At 47.6% G+C, this 24,225-nt stretch carries 30 protein-coding genes; all 30 read right to left on the minus strand.

Annotation, left to right across the window (positions count from 1 at the left end; translation table 11 throughout):
• Nucleotides 1-699, minus strand: coding sequence for a lipoate--protein ligase family protein (locus ACQY3M_RS05225; protein WP_428066522.1), 699 nt, complete (start codon nucleotides 697-699; stop codon nucleotides 1-3).
• Nucleotides 693-2,138, minus strand: a complete 1,446-nt coding sequence (gcvPB, locus tag ACQY3M_RS05230; RefSeq protein ID WP_428066524.1) for an aminomethyl-transferring glycine dehydrogenase subunit GcvPB — start codon at nucleotides 2,136-2,138, stop codon at nucleotides 693-695. The genes ACQY3M_RS05225 and gcvPB overlap by 7 nt, the downstream gene beginning before the upstream one ends.
• A 2-nt stretch (nucleotides 2,139-2,140) precedes the next feature.
• On the minus strand, nucleotides 2,141-3,469 hold the full coding sequence (gene gcvPA, locus ACQY3M_RS05235) for an aminomethyl-transferring glycine dehydrogenase subunit GcvPA (RefSeq protein WP_428066526.1): 1,329 nt from the start codon (nucleotides 3,467-3,469) through the stop codon (nucleotides 2,141-2,143).
• A gap of 69 nt (nucleotides 3,470-3,538) precedes the next feature.
• Nucleotides 3,539-3,913 (minus strand): glycine cleavage system protein GcvH, encoded by a 375-nt coding sequence (gene gcvH / locus ACQY3M_RS05240; RefSeq protein ID WP_428066527.1) that lies wholly within the window; start codon nucleotides 3,911-3,913, stop codon nucleotides 3,539-3,541.
• A gap of 11 nt (nucleotides 3,914-3,924) precedes the next feature.
• Nucleotides 3,925-5,001: a glycine cleavage system aminomethyltransferase GcvT gene (gene gcvT / locus ACQY3M_RS05245; RefSeq protein WP_428066529.1), complete on the minus strand. Its 1,077-nt coding sequence runs from the start codon at nucleotides 4,999-5,001 to the stop codon at nucleotides 3,925-3,927.
• A gap of 30 nt (nucleotides 5,002-5,031) precedes the next feature.
• The gene (locus ACQY3M_RS05250) at nucleotides 5,032-6,726 is read right to left on the minus strand and encodes an N-acetylmuramoyl-L-alanine amidase family protein (protein WP_428066530.1); all 1,695 of its coding nucleotides are present in this window, start codon (nucleotides 6,724-6,726) and stop codon (nucleotides 5,032-5,034) included.
• Complete coding sequence (locus ACQY3M_RS05255; RefSeq protein WP_428066532.1) at nucleotides 6,719-7,390, minus strand: M48 family metallopeptidase; 672 nt, start codon at nucleotides 7,388-7,390, stop codon at nucleotides 6,719-6,721. Before ACQY3M_RS05255 ends, ACQY3M_RS05250 begins: the two co-directional genes overlap by 8 nt.
• 254 nt (nucleotides 7,391-7,644) lie before the next feature.
• Complete coding sequence (locus ACQY3M_RS05260) at nucleotides 7,645-9,096, minus strand: Rne/Rng family ribonuclease (protein ID WP_428066533.1); 1,452 nt, start codon at nucleotides 9,094-9,096, stop codon at nucleotides 7,645-7,647.
• 3 nt (nucleotides 9,097-9,099) lie between these two features.
• The gene (locus tag ACQY3M_RS05265; protein WP_428066534.1) at nucleotides 9,100-9,762 is read right to left on the minus strand and encodes a DUF2344 domain-containing protein; all 663 of its coding nucleotides are present in this window, start codon (nucleotides 9,760-9,762) and stop codon (nucleotides 9,100-9,102) included.
• 7 nt (nucleotides 9,763-9,769) lie between these two features.
• The gene (locus tag ACQY3M_RS05270) at nucleotides 9,770-11,122 is read right to left on the minus strand and encodes an FtsW/RodA/SpoVE family cell cycle protein (protein WP_428066535.1); all 1,353 of its coding nucleotides are present in this window, start codon (nucleotides 11,120-11,122) and stop codon (nucleotides 9,770-9,772) included.
• Nucleotides 11,112-12,890, minus strand: coding sequence for a penicillin-binding protein 2 (gene mrdA, locus ACQY3M_RS05275; RefSeq protein ID WP_428066537.1), 1,779 nt, complete (start codon nucleotides 12,888-12,890; stop codon nucleotides 11,112-11,114). The genes ACQY3M_RS05270 and mrdA overlap by 11 nt, the downstream gene beginning before the upstream one ends.
• Nucleotides 12,868-13,380 (minus strand): hypothetical protein, encoded by a 513-nt coding sequence (locus ACQY3M_RS05280; RefSeq protein WP_428066538.1) that lies wholly within the window; start codon nucleotides 13,378-13,380, stop codon nucleotides 12,868-12,870. The genes mrdA and ACQY3M_RS05280 overlap by 23 nt, the downstream gene beginning before the upstream one ends.
• Nucleotides 13,373-14,245, minus strand: a complete 873-nt coding sequence (gene mreC, locus ACQY3M_RS05285) for a rod shape-determining protein MreC (RefSeq protein ID WP_428066539.1) — start codon at nucleotides 14,243-14,245, stop codon at nucleotides 13,373-13,375. The genes ACQY3M_RS05280 and mreC overlap by 8 nt, the downstream gene beginning before the upstream one ends.
• Nucleotides 14,246-14,433: 188 nt before the next feature.
• A complete protein-coding gene (locus ACQY3M_RS05290; RefSeq protein ID WP_428066540.1) occupies nucleotides 14,434-15,459 on the minus strand; it encodes a rod shape-determining protein in 1,026 nt (341 codons plus the stop codon).
• A gap of 1 nt (nucleotide 15,460) precedes the next feature.
• On the minus strand, nucleotides 15,461-15,805 hold the full coding sequence (rplQ, locus tag ACQY3M_RS05295) for a 50S ribosomal protein L17 (RefSeq protein WP_428066542.1): 345 nt from the start codon (nucleotides 15,803-15,805) through the stop codon (nucleotides 15,461-15,463).
• 24 nt (nucleotides 15,806-15,829) lie between these two features.
• Nucleotides 15,830-16,792 carry a DNA-directed RNA polymerase subunit alpha gene (locus tag ACQY3M_RS05300; RefSeq protein WP_428066544.1) on the minus strand — a complete coding sequence of 321 codons (963 nt, stop codon included), beginning with the start codon at nucleotides 16,790-16,792 and terminating at the stop codon, nucleotides 15,830-15,832.
• 12 nt (nucleotides 16,793-16,804) lie between these two features.
• Complete coding sequence (rpsD, locus tag ACQY3M_RS05305) at nucleotides 16,805-17,473, minus strand: 30S ribosomal protein S4 (protein ID WP_428066546.1); 669 nt, start codon at nucleotides 17,471-17,473, stop codon at nucleotides 16,805-16,807.
• The gene (rpsK, locus tag ACQY3M_RS05310) at nucleotides 17,439-17,867 is read right to left on the minus strand and encodes a 30S ribosomal protein S11 (protein WP_428066547.1); all 429 of its coding nucleotides are present in this window, start codon (nucleotides 17,865-17,867) and stop codon (nucleotides 17,439-17,441) included. The genes rpsD and rpsK overlap by 35 nt, the downstream gene beginning before the upstream one ends.
• A 25-nt stretch (nucleotides 17,868-17,892) precedes the next feature.
• Entirely contained in the window at nucleotides 17,893-18,273 is a 381-nt protein-coding gene (rpsM, locus tag ACQY3M_RS05315) for a 30S ribosomal protein S13 (protein WP_428066548.1), read from the minus strand.
• 22 nt (nucleotides 18,274-18,295) lie between these two features.
• A complete protein-coding gene (rpmJ, locus tag ACQY3M_RS05320; protein ID WP_428047213.1) occupies nucleotides 18,296-18,409 on the minus strand; it encodes a 50S ribosomal protein L36 in 114 nt (37 codons plus the stop codon).
• The gene (infA, locus tag ACQY3M_RS05325; RefSeq protein WP_428047212.1) at nucleotides 18,410-18,622 is read right to left on the minus strand and encodes a translation initiation factor IF-1; all 213 of its coding nucleotides are present in this window, start codon (nucleotides 18,620-18,622) and stop codon (nucleotides 18,410-18,412) included. It abuts the gene before it with no gap.
• A 63-nt stretch (nucleotides 18,623-18,685) separates the two neighbouring features.
• On the minus strand, nucleotides 18,686-19,432 hold the full coding sequence (gene map, locus ACQY3M_RS05330; protein WP_428066549.1) for a type I methionyl aminopeptidase: 747 nt from the start codon (nucleotides 19,430-19,432) through the stop codon (nucleotides 18,686-18,688).
• Nucleotides 19,433-19,434: 2 nt separating this feature from the next.
• Entirely contained in the window at nucleotides 19,435-20,079 is a 645-nt protein-coding gene (locus tag ACQY3M_RS05335; RefSeq protein WP_428066551.1) for an adenylate kinase, read from the minus strand.
• An 87-nt stretch (nucleotides 20,080-20,166) separates the two neighbouring features.
• The gene (gene secY / locus ACQY3M_RS05340) at nucleotides 20,167-21,501 is read right to left on the minus strand and encodes a preprotein translocase subunit SecY (RefSeq protein WP_428066552.1); all 1,335 of its coding nucleotides are present in this window, start codon (nucleotides 21,499-21,501) and stop codon (nucleotides 20,167-20,169) included.
• The gene (gene rplO, locus ACQY3M_RS05345) at nucleotides 21,501-21,962 is read right to left on the minus strand and encodes a 50S ribosomal protein L15 (protein WP_428066554.1); all 462 of its coding nucleotides are present in this window, start codon (nucleotides 21,960-21,962) and stop codon (nucleotides 21,501-21,503) included. The genes secY and rplO overlap by 1 nt, the downstream gene beginning before the upstream one ends.
• An 18-nt stretch (nucleotides 21,963-21,980) precedes the next feature.
• Nucleotides 21,981-22,517 carry a 30S ribosomal protein S5 gene (gene rpsE, locus ACQY3M_RS05350; RefSeq protein WP_428066577.1) on the minus strand — a complete coding sequence of 179 codons (537 nt, stop codon included), beginning with the start codon at nucleotides 22,515-22,517 and terminating at the stop codon, nucleotides 21,981-21,983.
• An 82-nt stretch (nucleotides 22,518-22,599) separates the two neighbouring features.
• Nucleotides 22,600-22,965: a 50S ribosomal protein L18 gene (gene rplR, locus ACQY3M_RS05355; RefSeq protein WP_428066556.1), complete on the minus strand. Its 366-nt coding sequence runs from the start codon at nucleotides 22,963-22,965 to the stop codon at nucleotides 22,600-22,602.
• 2 nt (nucleotides 22,966-22,967) lie between these two features.
• Nucleotides 22,968-23,516 carry a 50S ribosomal protein L6 gene (rplF, locus tag ACQY3M_RS05360; protein ID WP_428066558.1) on the minus strand — a complete coding sequence of 183 codons (549 nt, stop codon included), beginning with the start codon at nucleotides 23,514-23,516 and terminating at the stop codon, nucleotides 22,968-22,970.
• 17 nt (nucleotides 23,517-23,533) lie between these two features.
• On the minus strand, nucleotides 23,534-23,926 hold the full coding sequence (gene rpsH / locus ACQY3M_RS05365; protein WP_428066559.1) for a 30S ribosomal protein S8: 393 nt from the start codon (nucleotides 23,924-23,926) through the stop codon (nucleotides 23,534-23,536).
• 93 nt (nucleotides 23,927-24,019) lie between these two features.
• Nucleotides 24,020-24,205, minus strand: a complete 186-nt coding sequence (locus ACQY3M_RS05370; protein WP_428047203.1) for a type Z 30S ribosomal protein S14 — start codon at nucleotides 24,203-24,205, stop codon at nucleotides 24,020-24,022.
• Between the last annotated feature and the right edge of the window lie 20 nt (nucleotides 24,206-24,225).

Raw genomic sequence — 24,225 nt, forward strand, 5'->3', positions numbered from 1 at the left:
TCAAAATTTGCCTATCCAGCTCTGCGAGCCGTACCTTTCCCGAGCCAAACGCCCGGCCTCTTTAACAATGGCGGACGGGATTGCTTCGCCCGACAAAACGGAGCGGCCCAAAAAATCCCCAAAAGCACGCGCTATAATACTTTCAAACTCGCCGTTGCCCCGCCCGCCTTTATACTGCAAACTGCCCTGATACAGTATCCTTCCGCCGTAGCGGCGCATCGCACCGCCCAAAATCTTGCGCCCGCCGTCCATCAAATCCCCTCCTACGGGATTGTTAAAGCAGCTGGAACTCACCCCGCCAGGCGAAGGGCGATAATCGCTTTGCGCGCCGTATGAATCAAAATTTATCCCGCTTCGCTCAAAGCCTTCTTTTATAAGGCCGTGCAGCTTATCGTATATCTGCCGAACGTTTAACGCCCCGCCGTAATTAAATATCAGGCTGAAAGTCAAATCGTCCCTATGCAGAACTATCCCGCCGCCCGTAGGACGTCTGGTGTATTCAGTTATGCCCAAAGCCTCAAACTGAGCCTTGCACGATTGATAAAATTGGGCGTAGCCGAAAGTCGCGCAAGGCCCGCCGCGCCAATTAAAGAAACGGCATAAATCTTCCGTCTTTAAACTTTCTTCCTGCACCAAAACATCGTCAAGCGCCATTTGGGCGTATACGTCCAAAGGAGCGGAAGAAAGAACCTTTACCATCTTAAATTAGGCTCTCTGGCGGCGCTGACTTCGTCTATCCTCTTTACGGGGCAGTTTTTGGGTGCTTCGTGCAAAACATCGGGATTTGTGCCCGCCTCCAAAAAGATACTCGTCATCGCGCTTATAAATTTATCCAAAGTCTGCTTGTTTTCCGTTTCCGTAGGTTCCACCATAATTGCTTCCGGCACTATCAGCGGGAAGTATATCGTCGGCGCATGGAATCCCATATCAAGCAGCATTTTGGCCACATCCAGCGTTTTGGCATTTGGCAAGACGCCTTTGTCTATCGTCAAAACACATTCGTGCATACAGACTTCATCAAAATAGGCGGGGAAATATTTCGCCAATTTAACCCTTACGTAATTGGCGTTTAACACCGCGCCGCGCGCGATTTCCTTAAGAGTTTCCCCGTCAAACTGCCTTAAATAGCAATAGGCCCTTATAAGCACCGATATATTGCCGTAAAAACTTTTTACCTTGCCGATACTCTTTTTGGATTTGCTTTCAAGTTTATATTTCTTACCGTCGTAAATCACCTTTGGTACGGGCAGGAAATCTGCCAGCCTGCCGCAAACGCCCACCGCACCCGCGCCCGGACCGCCGCCGCCGTGCGGAGTGGCTATCGTCTTATGCAAATTGATATGCATAATGTCCACGCCCATATCCGCGGGCTTTACCAGGCCTATTAAAGCGTTCAAATTCGCGCCGTCCATATAAAGAAGCGCGCCCGCCTCGTGCGTGAGGCGCGAGATTTCCTTTATATCCTTCTCAAACAAGCCGACCGTATTGGGTATGGTAAGCATAACGAGCGCGGTTTTGGGGCCTAGAACCTTCTTTAATTCTTCCAAGTCCACTCTGCCGTCGGGGGCGGACTTGACGTTTACCACCTTGCAACCCGCCATAGCCGCCGTAGCGGGGTTGGTGCCGTGGGCGGTATCGGGTATGATAATCTCGCTGCGGTCAAAATCTTTGCGGTCCTTATGATAAGCCCGCGCTATCAATGCCCCGGTAAACTCGCCATGCGCGCCCGCCGCCGGCTGGAGCGTAAAAGCCGCCAAACCCGTTATTTGCTTTAGTTGCTCTTCCAAACCGTATATAAGGCTTAAAGTGCCCTGCGCGCAATCTTCTGGGCAGTACGGGTGCAAAGAGGAAAAACCGTCCAAGCCGCTTAAAACGTCATAGGCTTTGGGATTATACTTCATCGTGCAGGAGCCCAACGGGTAAAAATGCGTATCCAAACAAAAATTCAATCTGGAGAGATTTGTAAAATGGCGTACGGTATCAAACTCGCTCATGGAAGGAAGCAAAGGCGGCTTGGAACGCAAAAATTTACCGTCCAAATATTCGCCCGCGCGTTTGCCCGCTTTCCTGATTTGAACCCCGCGCCTTAAAGCGGAAGATTTTTCTATCGAAAGTAAATTGTGCGGATAATTGTTCATATTTATATCCCCCTCATAAAGGAAGCGAAATCTTCCAACTCTTTGCGGGTCTTGGTTTCCGTCGCGCAAATTAAAAGGCAATTGTTCAAATTCTTATCAACGCGCCCCAAATCATAGCCCGCCAAAAAGCCCTTCTTGGCGGCCGCTTTAATTATCTTGGCGGCAGGTATCGGGCATTCCAAAACAAATTCATTAAAGAACGGCTTGTCAAATTTAAGTTTGTACTTGCCCTCCGCGCAAAGCGTATCTTTAAGGATATGGGCGTTTTCTATATTCGCTTCGGCCACATCGCGCATACCCAAAGGACCCATCAGCGTAAGATAAACAGCTGCGTTAAGCGCGCATAAAGCCTGATTGGAGCATATATTTGAAGAGGCCCGCTCCCGCCTTATATGCTGCTCCCTGGCCTGCAAAGTAAGCACAAAAGCCCTTTTGCCCGCCGCGTCTTTTGCCATACCGCAAATACGTCCCGGCACATATCTCACGTATTCTTTTTTGCAAGTGAAAATACCCAAAGTCGGCCCGCCGAAGTTCATCGCATTGCCCAAACATTGCCCTTCCGCTACGGCGAAATCCGCACCATAAGAGCCGGGCGTCTGCAAAACGCCAAGACTGATCGGGTTAACTTGCGCTATTAAAAGAGCGCCGGCGCCGTGCACAATATCGGATATGGCTTGTGCTTCTTCCAGACAGCCGTAAAAATTCGGATTTGAAAGCACGAAAGCGGCATACCCCCCGCTTGCCAAAAGCTCTTTTAACGCCGCCTGGTCAATGGTACCGTCTTTTAGAGGAGCTTTTTCAAACTTAAGTGCTTCACCCGCTTTAAAGTAAGTATCCAATACTTGTTTGTATTCTGGATTAAGGGCGGAAGAAAGTAAAATTTTGTTTTTATTTTTTATTCTCGCCGCCGCGCCGCATGCCTCGGCCAAGGCGGTGGCGCCGTCGTAATGGGAAGCATTTGACACGTCCATATCAAACAAGGCGCAAATACAGCTTTGATATTCATAAATAGCCTGTAAAGTACCTTGGCTGGCTTCCGCCTGATATGGCGTATAGGCGGTAAGAAATTCGCCCCTCGAACTTATCGCGTTTACCGCCGCGGGTATGAAATGCTCGTATATCCCCGCACCAGCAAAATTAACCAGCCCTTTATTTAAAGCCGCTTTCTTTTTGATTTCGGCGGTAAGTTCGCCTTCCGTAAGAGCGGCGGGCAAATTTATATTATCCGCCAAAAGGCTTTTATCAATGTCCTTAAACAAATCTTCTATCGATTTGACGCCTATCGCTTCCAGCATTTCCTGCTTTTCTTTTTCGGTATTGGATATAAACATTTCTTCCCCTCAAAATCGCTATCCCTTGCGCTCTGTAACGGGCGCAAGGGTAAACTAAAAAAAGACAAATTACAAAGTGGCTTTATAATCTTCGAAAGTCAAAAGGGCGTCGGCTTCTTTGGCGTCGCTCATTTTAACCTTGAACAGCCAGCCCGCGCCGTGCGGCTCGCGGTTAACCAAAGAGGGATCCGCCGTTACCGCCTCATTAACTTCAGTAACTTCACCGCTGACCGGGCTGAATATATCCGAGGCCGATTTAACAGACTCTATTACGCAGCATCTTTCGCCCGCTTTTACCTGCGCGCCTTTCTGCGGAAGTTCCACAAAAACGATGTCGCTTATCTCGTGCTGGGCGTGGTCGCTTATCCCGACCGTCGCCGTATCGCCTTCTACGAAGGCCCATTCGTGCGTCTTGGCAAATTTGCATTTCTCTTGTTCGTACATTTTAATCTCTCCTAAATGTTTTTGTAAAAAGGCATCTTTACGGCTTGGGCCGCTACCAGCCTGCCGCGTATTTCTATCTCGACTTCATCTCCGTCTTGTATCTCGCTTGGGACGTATCCCGCCCCTATCGCCTTGAAAAGCGGGGAATAAGTGGCGCTGGTCAAGGCGCCGATCTTCTTGCCGTCTTTATACACTGCACAGCCTTCGCGCGCTATGCCCGCGCCCTTAACTTTAAAGCCCATAAGCTTTTGTTTTACGCCTTCGGCCTTCACGCGCGCCATTATGTCTTTGGCGGTAAAATCCTGCTCTTTGTTCAGCTTGACTACCCACCCGCAGGAAGCCTCGTACGGGTTTTTGCTTTCGTCCATATCGCTGCCCGAGAGCAAATAGCCTGCCTCCAATCTTAATACGTCGCGCGCACCAAGACCGCAAGGCTTAAAGCCGTTGGCGAGGCACCAGCTGAAAAGTTCTTTTACGGTTGCGTGCGGGCCCATTACCTCCACGCCGTCCTCGCCCGTATAGCCCGTGCGCGTAATATAGCAATCCGCGCCGAAAAGCGAAAGCTTCTTTATCCAAAACCGCTTTAACTGCTTTATTGAAGGATCCAATTTTTCCAAATAGTCCAAAGCCTTGGGCCCTTGCAGAGCAAGCATAGAAAATTCGTCGGAGGCGTCCCTTACAGTTACGTCAAAGCCTTCCGCCTTTTTCTTGAACCAGGCATAATCTTTATCACGCGCGGCGGAGTTTACTACCACCAAAAATTCTTCCCCGTTAAGGCAGAAGGCGATAATATCGTCTATAATGCCGCCTTGCTCGTTAAGGATATGTGCGTAAGCGCCGCGGCCGGGCTCAAGTTTATAATCGTTGGTCGCAACACTTTGCAAAAATTTATAAGCGTCTTTGCCGGTAAAATATATCTGCCCCATATGGGAAACGTCAAACATTCCAGCCGCCTCGCGCACGGCTTTGTGTTCCGCTATTATTCCTTCATACTGCACGGGCAAAAGCCACCCGTGGAAATCCACCATCTTGCCGCCCGCCGCAAGGCAGGCGTCGTATAAAGCCGTTTTTTTAAGTTCTTTTTCCATATAGACCTCGGTCAAAACCATTATATAATATTACCGCCAGCCTTCCGCCTTGGCGTAGGATACTATCCCGTCGCGGATGCTCTCCGCCATTTTCTGCCTAACGCTTTTGGTGTTAAGGCGTTTTCTGTCGTTTGCGTTGCTCAAATAGCCCATCTCCACCAAAACGGCGGGCGCGTGTACGCCTCTAAGTACGTAAAAGTTGGCTTGCCTTATGGCATTGTCCTGGCGGACTTTTATACCCAAAGATGAGCTTTTTTTGCTGACGCTGTTGCGGATATGCCCCGCCAGCTTGGAGCTTTGATTGATATTCTCGTTATTGGCAAGAGATTTAAGCAATAAATCGGCAAACGTAACTTTGCCCCCCTCTTTGCCCTCATATTGCAAAGCCTCGTTTTCCAAAGCCGCAGTTTCCGCCGCTTCCGCGTCGGATGCTTTATCCGACCTAAAATAAACTTCAAACCCGTTGGCCGAAACGAGTTTGGCCGCATTGGCATGTATCGATACGAATACGTCCGCCTTAAAATCATTACCCATCTTCGCGCGGTTGCCCAAAGTGATAAATACGTCTTTATCCCTTGTTATCTTTACTTCAAAGCCGCGTTCCTTCTTCAAAAGGTTATACAAAGTTTTGGCCACCTCCAAGTTGATATCCTTCTCTTTGGAGCTGCCCCTCTTTACCGCGCCCGGGTCCTTGCCGCCGTGGCCCGGATCAATAAGTATCCTGAACTTCCGCTCGCCGGCCGAGGTATTTTTGCGTTCCTCATATTCCCTGGCAGTAACAAGTTTATTGACTACCGTTACTTTCGTCGCGGAAGGTTTGGACGAAGATCCCGCGGAAGAGGAGGACGCAAAAAACTCATCGCCAAGTTCCGTAATATCGTCTTTCGGGGATAGGGCAATATCACCCTCGTCCAAAACAGACGGTTTGTTTAAAACGCCGGAGGCGCTAGGCTCTAAAGGCGCCGCCGTATTTGAAGCATATAAACCCAACGGAGAAACAGGCTCGCCCTCGCCGCAGGACAGCGCTATATAATCACCCTGCTGAAAAACGTCCCAATTGTTGCCACGTCCTTTAAGCTGAACCGTCAAGGAGGTACCCTCATCGGTTTGGCGGATTTTTATTCTGTCTATAAATTCGTTTTTCGGACGGATGGTGTCTTCCCTCTTAACCACCGCCCTCGGGAAAAATACTTCCGCAAAATATTTGCCCCTGTTGTCTTTGTTAAAAGACATCGGCCCTTTGGTCTTGAAGATTATATCCGCTTTATTGTCGTTGTTTTTAACTTCCAACAGTTCTATGTTGTAGAGCTTCTCTATAATTATCTTCCCGCCTGAAAGTTCCGTCTGATACGTGGAATAAAATCTTATTTTGTCGGAATTAAAAAAACTTAAAGGAACGTACAATGTGCCGTCCTCTATAAAGGCGGGGGCCTGCAAAGAATACTTTTCCCCTTTTATCAAAGCGTATGAATCACCTTCCCTCAGTACGCAGAAAAAGCCCGCCCCTCCCTTTAAGTTGAGCTGTCCCGAACGCCCAAACCAGGAAGTTTGAAGCTGCAATATTTTAGACAGCCGCAAAGCCTCTACAAAGTCCACACCGTCTTTGTTTATTATTTTTACCTCGCCTTTATTCTTGCCAACCATCTCAACGGGAACTTCCGTTGCCGCCTGACAAAAAGAAAAACAGAAAAGCAAAAACAAAGGCAAAAACAGTTTTTTAAGCATTGGTTTGTCCTTCCTCTTTTGCGGGTTCGTATTTGATGTCCAAGGGCGCCATAACGGCATATCTGTTAGCGTTAAGCCATTTGCGCTGCTCTTTGTAGGAAGGAATATATTTCTCCACTTCCGCCCAAAACTCCGCGCCGTGGTTAAAATGCAGCAAATGAGCCAACTCGTGCACGATAAGATAATCCTGCACTATCAAAGGCGTTTTTAAAATACGATAAGAGAAATTTAAATTGTTCTTGGAGGAGCAACTCGCCCACATCGTCTTTTGGTCTTTAATTACTATATTGTTGTAGCTTACGCCCATCTTCTCAGCGGCGGCCTTCACCTTGACCGGCAATATCTTTTTGGCTTGTTCTCTTATCCAATTCTCCGCCAGATCGGGCAGGGAAATGTTTTCGTCGTTGATCGTTATTTTAAGGTCTTCCCCTTCCTGTATGATAATCGGCTCCTTAAGGCTCCTCTCCAAAGATACTTGGCAGTTAAGCAATTTGCCTTCATACAATACCTTCCCGCAGACGGGCGCGACGGATGGATCCGCCGTGCGGCCTTCCGTTTCGGGCGTGCGCGGATCGTCTTTAAAAACTTCCGGCAAATCGCTTTTCAGTTTCTCTATAAAAAGTTTAACGTCGCTTATTGTCGTTTCTATGTCAAAATCAGCCATAAGTACATTCTATAAAAATATATTTATCATTACACGCGTTCGCGTATAGCGGGGATAATAAAAATTAACCGGGAAGTGAAAAAGACTTAAAACCATTCAATACAGCAAAAAATATTTACTGGGATATCAAAGCTAAAGATTAACTATGTTGCAGCCCCCATATTTATGTGAGATGCCACAACGCAACTTTAATGAATTAAGCCACCGCCAAGATGTTTATAAATATAAAACCCCGGCTTAAGCCGGGGTTTTCGCTACTCAAGAACTATTTTATAATCTTCCCACGCTATTTGCGGGTCCGACTGTACCTTTAAACTGCGGTGTATGTTCTGCTCTATCACGCTCTGCTTCTGCTTGATGTAATCGGCCAAAAGCGGGTGCAAAACAAGCCTCAAGTTACCGCCTGGACGGCCTTGCGTAAGATCGTATATCTCGCGCTGGACTTTTATCCTCATACTCTCAGCCGAAAGCACGCGCCCGCTGCCGTGACACTGGGGGCATTCTTCCGTTATCAAGCTGCCGGTGCTTTCTTTTTTGCGCTCGCGCGTCATTTCCACCAGTCCCAGCCTCGTGATCGGCAATATTCTTATCTTTGCCCTGTCGCGCTTTACGGCATCGTTTAAAGCGTCCACCACTTTGTGACGGTTGGAGGCTTTCTTCATATCAATAAAGTCTATAACTATGATGCCGCCGATATTCCTAAGCCTAAGCTGATGCGCTATGGCGTAGGCCGCTTCTATATTGGTTTGGGTTACGGTTTCTTCCTGTGATTTGCTGCCCGTAAATTTGCCTGTATTGACGTCTATCGCGCACAAGGATTCCGCCTCCTGTATGATAATACTGCCGCCGTTTTCCAAAGGCAGTTTTATGCGGCGCAGTTTTTCTATTTCCTGCTCTATGTTGAAAGCCTCGAATATCGGGGTTTTGCCTTTATAAAGTTTTATTCTGTCTTTAAGTTCGGGCGATATTTTGGAAACGAAATCGACTACCTTCTCATAGTCTTTTTTATTGTCCAACATATACACTTTCACATCTTCGGAGAGTATATCCCTGGAAACCTGCAGCACGCCGTCCATATCCTCGTGTAAAATAGACGGGGAAGGAGCCCGCTCGAATTTGGTTATTATAGTCTTCCACTGGCGGTAGAGGTATTTTATTTCCTTCTCCAATTCTTCCTCGCTGGCTTCCTCGGCTTCGGTACGCACTATACAGCCCATGCCGTCCAAATATTTCTCGGCGAGTTTCTCCACCATGGAGTTAAGCCTCTCGCGCTGGGCTTCGTCCTCGATATTCTTTGATACGCCTACAAAACGCTGATTGGGCGTAAGCACCAAATATCTGCCGGGCAAAGTAACGTCCATGGTAACCTTCATGCCTTTGGTGCCGATGGCGTCTTTGACTACCTGGACCATTATCTCCTGGCCTTTGTAGAGGATCTTGTCTATCGGGCGCTTGTCGCCTTCTATCACGTCGGAAATATACAAATATGCGTTCTTTTCGTATCCGATATTTAAAAACGCGCTTGATATCCCCGGCAATACATTTTCCACCACCGCCTTATAGATATTGCCCACTATATTTAAAGAGCCGCGCCTCTCCCACATCAGTTCCGAAAGAACGCCGTCTTCTAATATCGCTATTCTGGTTTCCTCGAAGGAGGTATTCACCAGCACTTCTATTTTTGGATTATCCGAAAGTTTTTTCATTTTCTAATTTTTCTCCTGCCGCAGCGGTTCCAAAGAACCTTGCGCGTTTAACCAATACAGTTCGCGCCGCAGCTTATTTAGCCCGCTCACGCCGCCTTCCAGGCCGAGCAACGCCGTTAAAATCCGCTCTAGGCCAAAACTTCTTAGCGTGGCAAGCTTTATTATTATTTCTACTTCATCGCGGCCAAGCTCTTTCATATCGTAAATTAAACGCCTGACCGATTTAAATTCCCTTATGCCGTTTTCGTGCGGAATTTCTATTTCCGCCTTGGATTTGTCCATGGCTTTAAACTTTGCCCCGTCTATCGGGCTTATTATGTACCCCGCATACTCGCATAAAGATTCCAGCGAGCACAAGCCGTAAGGGATTTCGTTTATTTCTTCAATTTTAAAACCGCCGCTTATATGTGGCGACAGTTTTAACTTTAATTCCTCAACGTCTATACTCTCTTTAAGGCAGATGTCGGCATATTCGCTGATGCTCGCCTCGCCTTCCCCGCTGCACGGCCCCAAAGCTATTTTGGGTCCGCTCTTGCCTAAAGCGTAGTTAACGCCGCTTTGCTTTATCGCTTCGCCAAGCATAGCCCTGACTTGCGAACGGGGCAGAGATTCACTGCTCTTGCTCATTCTTATTCTATATTTGAAATTCTTCTCTGTTTCTATCATACCATTTTTAAATTATCGATAATCTGCGCCTGTATACCGATTCCACTATCCCGAACGCCCACATGCTCGCCACCAGGTTAGAACCGCCGTAGGAAATAAACGGCAAAGGTATCCCCGCCACGGGCACCAACCCTATCAGCATGCCGAAGTTAAATATCATATACACGAAAAATATCCCAAATATCCCACAGCATACCAAATAGCCGTATCTGTCGCTTGAAAGCGTCGCTATATACGCGGTGCGCCATAAAAGTATAATATACAACCCTAAAACAAACAATGTCCCCATAAGCCCCGTTTCTTCGCCAAGAACCGCCAAAATAAAATCGGTATGGCGCTCAGGCACGAAGCCCAGCCTGGATTGTGTGCCGGAAAAAAAGCCTTTCCCCAATACTCCGCCCGAGCCCATCGCTATCTGCGCCTGCAATACGTTATAACCCGCGCCCTTGGGATCGGAATTGGGTGCCAAAAAGGCTTCCACCCTTTTGCGCTGATAGTTCTTCATCTGCTTGTTTACAAACAATCCGGAGAAAAAGCCCGCTATTATCACGCCCGCCATTATCAATACAAATATCGGGGCTATATACACCCTAAACTGCCTTAAAATGTACATCACCGCAAAACCCGCCGCTATTACCGCGCCGCAAAAACCGGCAATGTAGCCCCAGTCCGAAGACATTTGTCCTATCGTATACAGCAACAGGCTGTCTTGCGTTATCTCGGGGTGCAAGGTTATAAAAGTCCATATTATCGGAAACAGCGCCGCCGATACGCCAAAAGCTACAAGCAAAACAAAATAGAAAGTGTTCACGCCCGCCGCGTAAAGCAATATCAACAATGCCGGCGCCGTTACCACGATAGAAGAAAAATCGGGCTGCTTCATTATAAGCGCGAAAACAGGCAATATCAGCAAAGCAAGCAATATCAATGTTTTAGCCTCTTTTATATTCTGATAGTTCCTGGTAAGAAAAGCCGCCGCTATAAGTATCGTCGCTATACGGCACAACTCCGCCGGCTGCAGCGAGATAAAACCCAGCCTGAACCAGGAGTTAGAGCCCCTCGACACCACCCCGAATATAAGCACCCCTATAAGCATAGCTATAATAAGAGCGTAAAGCGTTTTGTATTGCTCGTTGTATATTTGATAATTGAACAGCCAGCCGAATAAAAACGCGACAGCCGCCACCGGCAGCGCTATCAAATGTGTCCTTATCACGCTGGCCCCGTAGGATAAGCCGCTTACGGCGGAAAGCACTATCAGAAATCCTACCGCCGTAAGCAAGGATACGCAAGCCAGTATTATATAATCAAGCTTACGCCTCTTTATGGATTGCTCCGACGTGTACAATTTACTTAACATTCTTCAGCCCTGCCCCATAATATGTTTTTATAATCTCACGCGCTATCGGCGCCGCCGCGCCCGCGCCCCCTTTGCCGAATTCCACAAAGACCGCAACCGCTAAATCGGGATCCTCGCCGGGGCGATTGGAAAAAGCCATAAACCAGCCGTGGTCATCGCCGTGCGGATTTTGCGCGGTACCCGTCTTGCCGTGTACCTCTATGCCTTCCACCTTCGCCGCGCGCCCCGTGGCATTATCAACCACGCCTTTTAAAGCCTTGGAGATAATATCAAATACGCCCGGCTTTAATTCGACGCGGCTTAACAAGTCCGGCTCCGTCTTGAAAAGAACTTCGCCATCCGCGCTTACCACCTTGTCTACATAATACGGGCGCCATATATTGCCTTTATTGGCCAAAGTGGCGGCAAATACCGCCATTTGTATAGGCGTCAAAAGCAGTTCGCCCTGCCCGATAGATAAGTTTAAAGTATCTCCGCCAAACCAATATGTCTTGTTGCGCGCGCGTTTACTGGGCCCGTAAATATTGCCCGATTTCTCGCCCGGTAAATCTATACCCGTCTGCCGCCCGAATCTAAACAATCTCTGTATACGCTCTATATGCGAAGCTCCGACCTTGCTGCCCAGCTCATAAAAATACACGTCGCAGGATTGCGCCATTCCTTCCCAAAAATCGATGTGCGGGCCGTGCTTCTTCCAACATTTAAATTCCCGCCCGTTCATATATACTTTGCCGTCGCAAGTTGTTTCTTCTTCCACGTTCAGGCGGCCCGTTTCCAAACCCGCTATCGCAGTTATAGATTTAAAAGTGGAAGCGGGCGGATACAAACCTTGTATCGCTAAATTATACTCCGGTATCGACCGTTTTAGTATCGTACGCTCCTCATCGGAAAAAGGCACAAATATGTTGGGATCGAAATCCGGCGCCGATACCATCGCCAACACCGCCCCGTTTCTCGGGTCCAAAGCCACTACCGCGCCGCGCCCCGTTATAGAGTTCTTTATCCCTTCTTCCGCCGCCTTTTGTACTTCATAGTTTATAGTGGTATATACGTCTGCTCCGGCGCGGCCGTAATTGTCCTTTATCTTCTTCTTTACGCGGCCCATATAATCTACTTCCAGCAAAAGCCCGCCATCGCGCCCTTTAAGGTCGCTTTCATAGCGCTTTTCTATACCGCTCTTGCCTATCTTAGAATTTAAACGATAGTCCAAACTGTCGTCGCGCAAAGACCAAAATTTATCGTCCATCGTTCCCATATACCCCAAAAGATGCGCCAAAAATGCGCCCGATGGATAATAACGCTTACTCTCTTCAAGCAGATATAAACCCGAATAGTAACTTTGAAGTTCCGCGAAGGAAAAAGCCGTCTTTGGCGATATATTCTGCGCCAAAGCTATCGCTTTACCGCTCTTGTCGGCTTTTTTTAGGAGTTTAAGGAGTTTTTCTTTATCCTCGCCCAAATATTTGGCGATGTCGGAACTCAAACTTTCCAAATAGTCTTGGCTGTTCTGTTCAAACGCGGGCAGATAATACAAGCTAAACGCCGGACGGCTGCCAGCCAAAAGTTCCCCGCCGCTTGCCAATATACGCCCGCGCGGAGCCGTACGATACAAAATCTGCGTGCGGTTCTGCTCCGCCGCCTGCGTATATCGCCCGTGCGAGATAAATTGTATGTCTATCAGTCTTATCGCGATTACCGCCGCCGCCAAATACGCTAAAATCAATAAATGCTTAAGCCTGGATAAACTAAAAAAGGGTTTTGTTTTCATTATTGTCTTTAAAAACTTTAAAAACCAAATACTTCGTTACAAAAAGATATATAAACGGCATAAACAGGCCCGTCAATACCGAGCCGGCGATAAAGCTCTTAAGCCCCTGCCATAAAAAGCCGCCCGTAAATACTATCCCGCTTAATCCGTACAGTATTACGCACAGCAAATTCAATGCCGTGGTTATAACTATCTGCGGGCCCATATCCTTAAAGTCTATTTTGTCGTCTATACGGTAAAAAATAAACATTATCAGCGTAAAAACCAAAGCGTATCCGCCAAATAAAGTATCGCTGAAAAAATCCAAGAACAGGCCGCTCATAAAAGCAAAAGTATATCCGCCGCCTTCGCTTAATATCCCCGCCATTATAATAGAAAATATCAGCATTATCCCGATATTCAGATCCAGCGGCGCAAATAATTCTATCGCCGTCCAGTTTAGTATAGTCGCCGCTATGAAAATAAGAAAAGCGTTTAAAAATTTAAGCATCTTTACCCTCGCCGCCGCGCCTCAATGCCGGCATAACAAACACCTCTTTAACGCTGCCTCCGTCAATAATCGGCCTAAGTTTTGAGGTAATGGAAGTATCGTAGCTACGCTTGCTTTCATAGCCGGTTTTGCGGATTTCTCCTATCAATATACCGTCGGGGAACAAAGCTCCGGAGGAGGAAGTATACACTTTATCGCCTTTCTCCACCGCACTTTCCAAAGGCAAGTATTTTAAATTGACGCCGTTGCTCCCGTTGCCTGAGGCCAAGCCTTCCACGCCCTTTGCTTCTACTCTGGCCGCGGCGGAAAAATCCTCATCGTTAAGCAGCATAACTTTCGCCGTCTTAGCGGTTACTTCAACCACGTTACCGGCCAAACCTGCCACCCCGTTCTGTATCGCTATGACCGGCGAACGAAGTTCCACCCCGTCGTCCGTACCTTTGTCTATTATCACGCTGCCGCGCCTTGAAGGCTCCCTGTAAGCTACTTTAGCCCATACTCCGCGCCAATTTTCCCGTTTGCTTAGAGCTAAAGCCGAAGTTAAACGTTCGTTCTCCTTTTCCAAGGTTTCCATTTTTGACGTCTGTATCTTCAAAAAAGCTATCTCCTCTTTAAGTATCGCGTTTTCTTCCGCTACTTTAAGCAAATTGCCTACCGTTTCGTTCACTCCGTCCAGATACTGCGTCACCCCGTGTGATGCCCTTAACTGCGGTATAAATATATACGAAAGCACCATTCTAACGGAATTTACCGTCGTCTGCAAAGGCAAAAGTATTATCAGCAAAGATATTATCACAAACACGCAGGGCAATATCTTTGAATACCCCCTTTCATAAGCGGTTAAATTCTTCTTTTTCTTTTCCATATATTCCAATACACCTTAACCGTAATAAAATCCGTTTGGCACTAATGGCTTTGCGCTCCGCGCATAAATCAAAGGCCGAATAAAATCCCTTCTAAATCACGGCAAATATATATCCTTCGCCTCGCATAAAACGAAAGCGGGAACCTCCTTAAACTAAGGCGGCTCCCGCTTTATAGTACTAAAAACAATTACAGGAACTTTTTAAATTTCCCTTCTGCAAGAAATTCCAAATATTTTCCCGTACCCAAAGCTACGCAGCTTAACGGATCCGCCGCTCTGTGCACCGGGATATCGGTCTCTTTGCGGATAAGTTCGGTTATTCCCCTCAAAAGAGATCCGCCGCCCGCCACTACCAAGCCGCGGTCAACCAAGTCCGCAGCCAGTTCGGGGGGAGTCTCCTCCAAGGTGCTTTTTACCAGTTCCACTATCGCGCGGACCGGCTCAAGCAAGGCCTGCCTTATCTCTTCGGAAGTTACCGTCATCGTTCTGGGCAAACCCTGAGTCTGGTCCCTTCCCTTTACTTCCATAGTCTTTTCCTCCTCAAGAGGATAGACCGAACCGATATTTATCTTTACATCCTCGGCCGTAGTTTCGCCGATGATAAGATTATATTTCTTCTTAAAATATTGGATAATGCAGTCGGTAATTTCATCGCCCGCTATATCAATGGATTTGGCCACTACCATACCGCCCAAAGATATTACCGCTATTTCCGTCGTGCCGCCGCCGATATCGACTATCATGCTGGCGTGCGGCTCCGTTATAGGCAGATCGGCGCCCATCGCTGAAGCCATAGGCTCTTCTATCAAGTAGACCTCTCTGGCGCCAGCCTGTTTCGCGGCGTCTTCCACCGCGCGGCGCTCTACCCCGGTTATATCCGAAGGTATCCCTATAACTATTCTCGGCCTAAGCAGGCTCTTCCTGGTATGTACGCTCCTGATGAAGTATCTTATCATCTCCTGCGTTACTTCGAAATCGGCGATGACGCCGTTCTTCATCGGGCGCACTGCGACTATATTGGCAGGCGTTCTGCCAAGCATTTGCTTGGCTTTGCTGCCTACAGCCTTTACTTCACCGCTGTCCCTGTCCAACGCTACTACGGAAGGTTCCCTAAGCACTATTCCCTTGTCTTTTACGTATATCAGACAGTTGGCCGTGCCAAGGTCCATTCCCATATCGTTAGAAAGCAGTCCGCCTAAATAGTCTATCAGCATATTAGTCCACCAGTTTGATTATCGCCACTTCGGCGTTATCACCCTTTCTGATACCTGCTCTGTATATGCGGGTGTAACCACCGTCTCTCTTGGCGTATCTTTCGGAAAGAACTTCCACCAATTTTTTATATGCCAATTTGTCGTTTACCGCATTCTTTAACGCCAATTTCTCGCCGTTCTTGGCTAAGGTTATAAGACCTTCAACCTCGCGTCTTACTTCTTTGGCTTTGGGTAAGGTCGTCTTAACTTCTTCGTGTAATACTATGCTTACCGCCATATTGCTGAGCATCGCTTTCCTGTGGGAGGTCGTCTTGCCCAATTTACGGTATCCCGTATTCTTTATCATACCTGAATTACTCCTTAATATCTCTTAAAACTTCATCCCAAGATGAAGGTTCATATCGGCAAGTTTTGCCTTCACTTCGTCAAGCGATCTCGCACCGAAGTTCTTTACCATTTTTAGCTGGCCTTCCGTCTTTGCCACCAAATCGCGCACCGTTTTGATGTCTTCCGATTTAAGGCAATTTAATGATCTGGAAGAAAGCTCTATCAAATCTACCGGCTGATCCAACACTTCGTCAAGCTTGTCATTTCCAACAGTCGGCGCCGCCGCTTCCGCCTCTACACTCTCTTGCACCGCGGGAATTTCCTCCCCCTCAATCGTGAAGATGTGCAAAGACTGCGATAAGCGCACCGCCGCTTTATGCAACGCTTTTCTAGGTTCCAAAGTGCCGTCGGTCGTTATCTCCAAGATAAGCCTGTCGTAGTCCGTCTTCTGCCCGACGCGTGCGGGCTCTACGTCATAGTGTACTTTCAAAATAGGAGAAAAGATCGAATCTATCGGCATAAAACCGGCCGGCCTAGTTGCTTTAGTGTCTTCCTCGCCGTAACCTTTGCCTCTGGATATTTCTATCTCCATCTTGATTGCGCCGCCGGCTTCCAAGGTAACTATCGGCAAGTCTTTGTTTACTATCTCTACGCCGCTGGTTTCCTTGATGGCAGCCGCAGTCACCAGGCCAGGCTTGTCAGCTTCCAACGTCAAGTATTCTTTTTGGGAGCTTTCCATCTTTACTCTTAACTTCTTTAAGTTTAAAAGTATTTGTATAACATCTTCCCTTACATTTGGGATGGTGCTGTACTCATGGGTAGTACCTTCCACTTTTACGGCCGTTACCGCTGCGCCTTCCAAGCCGGAAAGTAATATCCTCCTCAAAGAATTACCTACGGTATGTCCCAAGCCAGATTCATAGGGTTCCGCTATGAATTTGCCGTACGTCGCGCTTTCCTGCTCTACTTTGATTTCCTTAGGTAATACTAAATTTTCAAAAGCCATTGTTCCTCCAAATTATTTGGAATAGTGTTCTACTATCAGCTGATCGTTTACCGGATAGCTGCTCTCGCTTCTGTCCGGAAATCTCAGCAATGTGGCTGTATTCTTGCTCGCGTCAAATTCGATAAAGCTCGGCCTTAAAGCTCTCTTCTCTGCGTCTTCCAAGCCCTGCTTTACCATTACGTTCGCGGCTAATTTGGCGTCTAAGGTTATCTTGTCGCCCACTTTTACCTGATAAGAAGGAACATTGATTACTTTATCGTTCACTTTGATGTGGCCGTGCAATACTATCTGCCTGGCGCTCCTCAATGAGGAAGCAAAACCCGCTCTCTTTACTACATTGTCAAGTCTCGTTTCCAAATACTTAAGGAATTGCTCACCGGTCTGCCCGGCCGATTTCGTCGCCTTCTCGAACAAATTGGCAAACGGAACTTCCGTCATGCCCGAAATAAATCTGGCTTTTTGTTTCTCGTGCAAACGTACCGCGTATTCCGATAATTTTGCCCTTCTCTGCATACCTTTGCCTTTCTTGGCGCTGGCTAACTTATCCATTACGCAGTTGCTGTAGCACTTCGTTCCTTTTAAAAATAATTTACAACCTAATTTTCTGCATTTTTTGCAGCTCGGTCCTGTATATCTTGACATATTACTATACTCTCCTGGCTTTCGGTGGTCTGCAACCATTGTGCGGTATCGGCGTTACGTCCTTGATGGAAGTAACGATAAGCCCTGCTTGCTGCAAAGCTCTAACTGCGGTTTCTCTGCCCTGGCCGGGCCCGCATACCTTTACGGCAACTTCTCTCATGCCCAACGCTACCGCTTTTTCCCCTACTTTGTTGCAGGTTACCTGAGCGGCAAACGGCGTGCCTTTCTTGGTGCCTTTAAAACCGTGTGAGCCGGAGGTGGACCATACAATAGTCCCGCCTTTGTCGTCGGTTACGGTTACAATCGTGTTGTTAAATGAGCAGCTTATGTGCACTACTCCGTGCGCAGGCGCTTTAGCTGCTTTTTTCTTGCCCTTACCGGCCGCTGCCGGTACGGTCGTGCTGTTTGTTTCTTTCTTTATTTCTTCTGCCATGTTTCTACCTGACTTTTAAAAATTTTTATGCTGCCTTTACTTTTGCGCCCACCGTCTTTCTGCGGCCGCGTCTGGTTCTGCTGTTGGTCTTGGTTCTCTGCCCGCGCGCGGGGAGGTTCCTTCTGTGTCTGTTGCCTCTGTAAGAACCGGTCTCAATCAGTCTGTGAATGTTCTGCGCCACTTCGCGCCTAAGTTCGCCTTCCACTTTGTATTCCTTCTGCAAAATGGTGTTAAGCAAACCCGCCTGCTGCTCCGTTAAGTCTTTAACTCTGGTGGAGGCTTCTATCTGCCCTTCTACTTTCCCTAAAATCTCTTTAGCGATTTTCGGGCCGATTCCGTAGACATATTGCAAAGCAATGTCTATCCTCTTGTTCTTTGGTAAATCTATACCTGCAATTCTTGCCATATTGTTTTAAGACTCCTGTTTATTAACCTTGGCGCTGTTTATGCTTCGCTATTGGGCATACTACGCGCACTACACCGTTTCTTTTAACGATTTTGCACTTCTGACATATCTTCTTTACGCTTGCTCTGACTTTCATTTATTTCTCCCGGTAGATTATTCTGCCTTTGGTTAAGTCGTAAGGGGAAAGCTCCAGTTTTACCTTGTCCCCGGGCAATATTCTGATATGGAACATCCTCATCTTTCCCGATATATGCCCCAATATCACTTTCCCGCCCGCTATCTCTACCTTAAACATAGCGTTCGGCAAAGCTTCCAATATCTTTCCTTCAACTTCTATCTTGTCGCTCATACTTGCCCGTGGGCCTTCTTCCTCCCTTTACTTTCCTTTGGCATAGGGCCTTATTTGCCGGCATTAGGCCGTCAGTATAAGATGCCCGTTTTCCGTTACCGCTACCGTATGCTCAAAATGGGCAGATAAGCTGCCGTCCTTTGTTACTACGGTCCAGTCATTGTCTAAAACTTCTACTTCATCTCCACCTAGATTAAGCATGGGCTCTATCGCAAGAACCATTCCAGCCTTTAATATCGGCCCCGTTCCCTTCCTTCCAAAATTGAGAACGCATGGATCTTCGTGTAATCTACGGCCTACTCCATGGCCGCAGTAGTCCCTGACTATACCCAGCTTACCTTCCGCAGCATAAGTTTCCACCGTGTGTGATACATCACCAAGATGTATACCCGGCTTTATTAGCTCTATTGCTTTGTGCAAGGCTTTCTTAGTTGTACTAAGAAGCCTCTTAGCCTCGCCTGAAACTTTCCCTACGGGTACGGTGAGAGCCGCATCAGCGTGAAAGCCGTTTAAATAGGCGCCTACATCTATTCCGATTATGTCGCCTTCTTTAAGTATTCTCTCCTTCGAAGGTATCCCGTGAACAACCTCTTCGTTTATCGAAGCGCATATGCTCGCAGGATAGCCAGCGTAGCCGAGAAATGACGGCACCGCTCCGGCAGACCTTATTATTTCCTCTGCAATCTGATCCAGCCGCCACGTTGATACTCCCGCGACTGCTTCTTCTTGCATCGTTTTGAGAACTTTGGAAACAATTTTGCCTGACGCAAGCATTTTTTCTATTTCTTCGCTGCTCTTTAATTCTATCATTTTTATTCGCCTTTTGACAGTCCCAACACGTTTTCTATCTCTTCAAAGACTTTTTCTATGCTCTTGCTTCCGTCTACTGCCTTGCATTTGCCGCCTCTTTCGTAATACTCTATAAGAGGCTGCGTTTCCTTATGGAATACCTCAAGCCTGTGCCGCGCGCTTTGTTCGTCATCGTCGTGTCTTATATATAAGGCGCCGCCGCATTTATCGCATTTGCCGCTGTAACCTTCGGCGTTGATATTATATACCGCACCGCACTCCTTGCATATTCTGCGAGAAGTTATGCGTTTTAATACCTCCGCCTCGCTCAATCTTATCAGCACCGCCGCGTCCACCTGGGTGCCATGCTGCGCCAAATAATCGTCCAAGGCCTCGGCCTGAGCTATCGTTCTCGGGAAGCCGTCAAATATTACTCCGCGTTTTTCGTCCTTTATCGCTTTAACCAGTATGCTTATTATCATCTCGTCGGACGCTAAATTGCCGCTGTCTATCGTGGCTTCCACTTCCTTGCCTAAAGGTGTGCCTAAAGCTATTTCGTGTCGGATAAGGTCACCCGTAGAAATATGCCTGAAATTATATTTCCCTACAAGTTTCTCCGCCTGCGTGCCTTTGCCCGCTCCCGGGAAACCAAGTAAAACTATATTCATCGCCACACCTTCGTCCTGCTTCCTTTACTGCTTTATTGCTCGGCCTTCGTTCAAAGGCCGAGCAATTTAAAATCCTTTAACGTTCGCTTACTCGCCTACGTTAAACCAGCGCCCTTTTATACCGCGCCCTTTCATCAACGGCTGATAGTTATGCGCCAACAAGTGCGCCTGTACCTGCCCAACCGTATCCAATGCTACGCCCACTACGATCAGCAAAGCCGTGCCGCCGAAGTAGAAGGGAACATTAAACTTCGCCCTCAAGAAATCGGGCAATACCGCTATCAAAGACACAAACACCGCGCCCGAAAGCGTTATCCTGTTCATTACCCATTCTATATACTTCTGCGTCGGTTCGCCAGGACGTATGCCCGGTATAAAACCGCCCCATTTCTTCATATTCTCCGCCATATCCTTAGGATTAAACGTCATAGAATTATAGAAATAGCAGAAGAATATAATCAAAGCTACATATACAGCCATATATGTGATATGGCCGCGGCCCATCCAGTCCATTACCACTTGGGCCCAGCGCGATTCCGGCATAAACTGAGCTATTGTCAACGGCATAGAAAGTATCGACATCGCGAAGATTACCGCGATTACGCCGGACTGATCTATCTTCAAAGGAAGATAGCTCGTTTTCCCGCCGTACATCTTGTTGCCCACCATTCTCTTGGCGTACTGTACCGGGATCTGCCTCTGAGCGGTTTCCACCCAAACGACCAGTCCCATTATCACCACTACCAAAGCTATTATGATAAGCGCCGTCACAAGCTGCATTTCCTCGCTTCTCACCAATTCCACCAAAGTGTAAATGGCGGAAGGCAAACGCTCAACTATGCCGGCAAAGATGATTAACGATATACCGTTGCCGATGCCCTTCTCCGTCATCTGCTCGCCCAGCCACATAAGGAACATCGTTCCCGCGGCTAAAGTAAGCGTGGTCGTTAATATAAACGACCAGGACGGATCTATCACTATCGCCAATCCGCCCGGAGCCGACATCTTCGTTATCGCGACCGTAAGACCAAAACCCTGCAGTAATGCCAAAACCAAACCGAACACTCTAGTGATTTGGTTTTCCTTTCTGCGGCCGTATTCCCCTTCCTTGCTCAACTTATCCAAAGCAGGGAAGATATGCGCGCCTTTTATCAAGCCCATAATGATGGACGCGTTGATATAAGGCATAATACCCAAAGCCAATATAGAGAATCTTCCCAAAGCGCCGCCGGAGAATATGTTGAGAAAACCCAACATGCCGCCTTCGTGCTGCTTAAAGAAGCTGGCTATGGCATCAGCATTGATGCCGGGTATCGGAACTACAGCGGCCACCCGAAACACCGCCAGAGCTATTATTACAAATAATATCCTCTTCTTAAGTTCGGGTGACTGCAGAATATTCGCTAAAGGGTTGTTATCCATTATTTAGCCTTTTTTTCTATGACCGTTACGCTGCCGCCGGCCTTTTCTATCGCCGCTTTCGCAGACGCCGAAAAAGCATGTGCGCTGATCTTGAGAGCCGTCTTTATTTCGCCGTTGCCCAAAACTTTTACCTTGCCGAGCTTCTTAACAAGGTTCTTCTTCTTCAAAATTTCGGGGGTTACTTCTTCTCCGGCTTTAAATACTTTGTCGAAAGAACCGATATTTACCAATTCATATCTGTTCTCAAACATAGCGTTGGAAAAACCGCTCTTCGGGATTCTCCTTACCAAAGGCATCTGGCCGCCTTCTTTGGACTCCTTTCTGGTATTGCCTGAACGGGAAGTCTGGCCTTTCATACCCTTTGTTGAGGAGCGTCCCATGCCCGAGCCTACGCCCAAGCCGATTCTTCTCTTCGGTTTTCTGGAACCGTGTTTCGGAAAAAGTGTGCTAAGATCTACCATTTTGTTCTCTCCTATGCCTTAAGCCGCGGCTTGCGTTTTTTCTTCCGCCGCAACTTCCGGCGCGGCGGCAGGGGCCGCAGCCGCTACTGTCTTGCCGCGCTGAGCCAAAACGGCTTCTTTGCTTTTAAGCTGCTCAAGAGCGTTCATCGTGGCATAAGCCAAGTTGCACGCGTTCGTGCTGCCCAAGCTCTTGGCCAAGATGTTCTTTATGCCGGCCGCTTCCAATACGAGCCTTACACCCGCACCGGCGATTACACCGGTACCGGGCGCCGCCGGTTTCATCCAAACCGACGCCGAGCCGAATTTTCCTATCACTTCATGAGGGATAGTATCGTTTACGATCGGGAACTGTATCGTATGCCTCTTGGCGTGAAATTCCGCCTTAGATACGGCGAACTGTACTTGGTTCGCCTTACCTATCGATACGCCTACCTTGCCGTTGCCGTCGCCGACTACGACCAAAGCTCTAAACCCAAAGCGTTTACCGCCTTTTACCACTTTGGCCGTTCTCGCTACTTGGATTACGGTGGTTACACCTTCCGCTTTCGGGCGCATCTGAAACTCGGTCCTCTGACCTTTCGCTTCTTTCTTGTTTTCGCTCTTTGGCGTTTCTTTATTTAACATTTATTCACCTTTGTTAAAATTTCAATCCGGCTTTGCGCGCCGCTTCCGCCAACGCTTTTATCCTGCCGTGATATATTCTGGCGCCTCTGTCAAAGCAGACTTCCTTGACGCCTTTCTCCATAGCTTTCTTGGCTATATATTCGCCAAGAACGCCGGCCGCTTCTATGCTCTTGCCAGACGCTTTAAACTTCCCTTCCAAATCTTTGTTGGAAGTAGCCGCGCTTACCACGACTTTGCCATTCGCGTCATCTATTACCGAAGCATATAAATAGTTAAGGCTTCTGTATACCGACAATCTGGGCCTTTTCAATCCGGCCGCAGCCAGTTTCTTTTTGGTTCTCTCTTTCCTGTAAGTATATCTTTCCTGTTTAGTAGCCATAATTATTTACCTCCAGCAGCTTTACCAGCTTTTCTGGTGATGTGCTCACCTTGGTATTTGATACCGCTGCCTTTATAGGGTTCTGGCGGTCTTATCTTGCGGATCTTGGCCGCGAAATCGCCTACCAATACTTTGTCGCTGCCTTTAATCTCCACGATAGGATTTTTGGCATCTGCGGTTACCGTAAGGCCCTGCGGAATATCCAACAATACCGGATGCGAAAAACCTAATTCAAGATTAAGTTTATTGCCCTGTACCGTCGCTTTGTATCCCAAGCCGTTTACTTCCAACACCTTGGTAAAAGCGGTTTCTACGCCGTTGACTATATTGGCTACTCTGGCTCTCGTAGTGCCGTACAAAGCGTTAAGCTCTTCTTCCCTCTTGGGATCTACGCTGAAAGTCAGTACCGCGCCTTCAATTTTGGCGTTGATGCCTTCGGGAATATTGTAGGACAATGTTCCCAACGGGCCGGTAGCTTTCAAAGCGCTGCCGTTGATCTCTACCTTTACTTTAGCCGGTATTTGTATCGGTTTCTTTCCTATTCTGCTCATTTTTATCTCCTTTACAATTACCAGATCTGGCAAAGCACTTCGCCGCCGACTTTCTCTTCCCTGGCTTTGGCGTCAGTCATTATGCCTTTGGAAGTCGAGAGTATAGAGGTCCCAAACGCGCCGCGCACAGTGGGTATATCCGTATAAGAGCTGTATACTCTTCTGCCCGGGCGGGAAACCCTCTTCAAACCTTGGATAACGCTAAGGTTATCGTCGGTATATTTCAAAAATACTCTTACAAAACCGCCTTTCGTCTCGTTATGAATGGCTTTATAGTTTGATATATAGCCTTCCTCTTTAAGAACACGGGCGATCTCGGTTTTGATTTTGGAAAAAGGAATATCTACTCTTTCCTTCTTCTTCATATTTGCGTTTCTTATTCTTGTTAAGAAATCTGCTATTGGATCCATATTCTAGTTTAGCCAAAACGAACTTACTTTCCGCCTATAATTTCATCGGGCCGCGCCCGGCGCGGAGTTAAATCCGTTTAAAGCTTCCTCCTGTTACCAGCTTGATTTTTTTACACCAGGAATCAATCCCTGATGGGCCATTTTCCTGAAACAGATACGACAAAGACCGAAATCTCTGTAATATCCTCTCGCTCTTCCGCAGATCTGGCAGCGGTTATGATACCTTACTGCAAATTTTTGCGGTTTCGCCATTTTCGCAACCCATGCTTTTGTAGCCATAGTTTAGTCGCGCTCCTTTA

The sequence above is a fragment of the Candidatus Proelusimicrobium volucris genome (assembly GCF_959605025.1).
Taxonomy (GTDB): Bacteria; Elusimicrobiota; Elusimicrobia; order Elusimicrobiales; family Elusimicrobiaceae; genus Proelusimicrobium; species Proelusimicrobium volucris.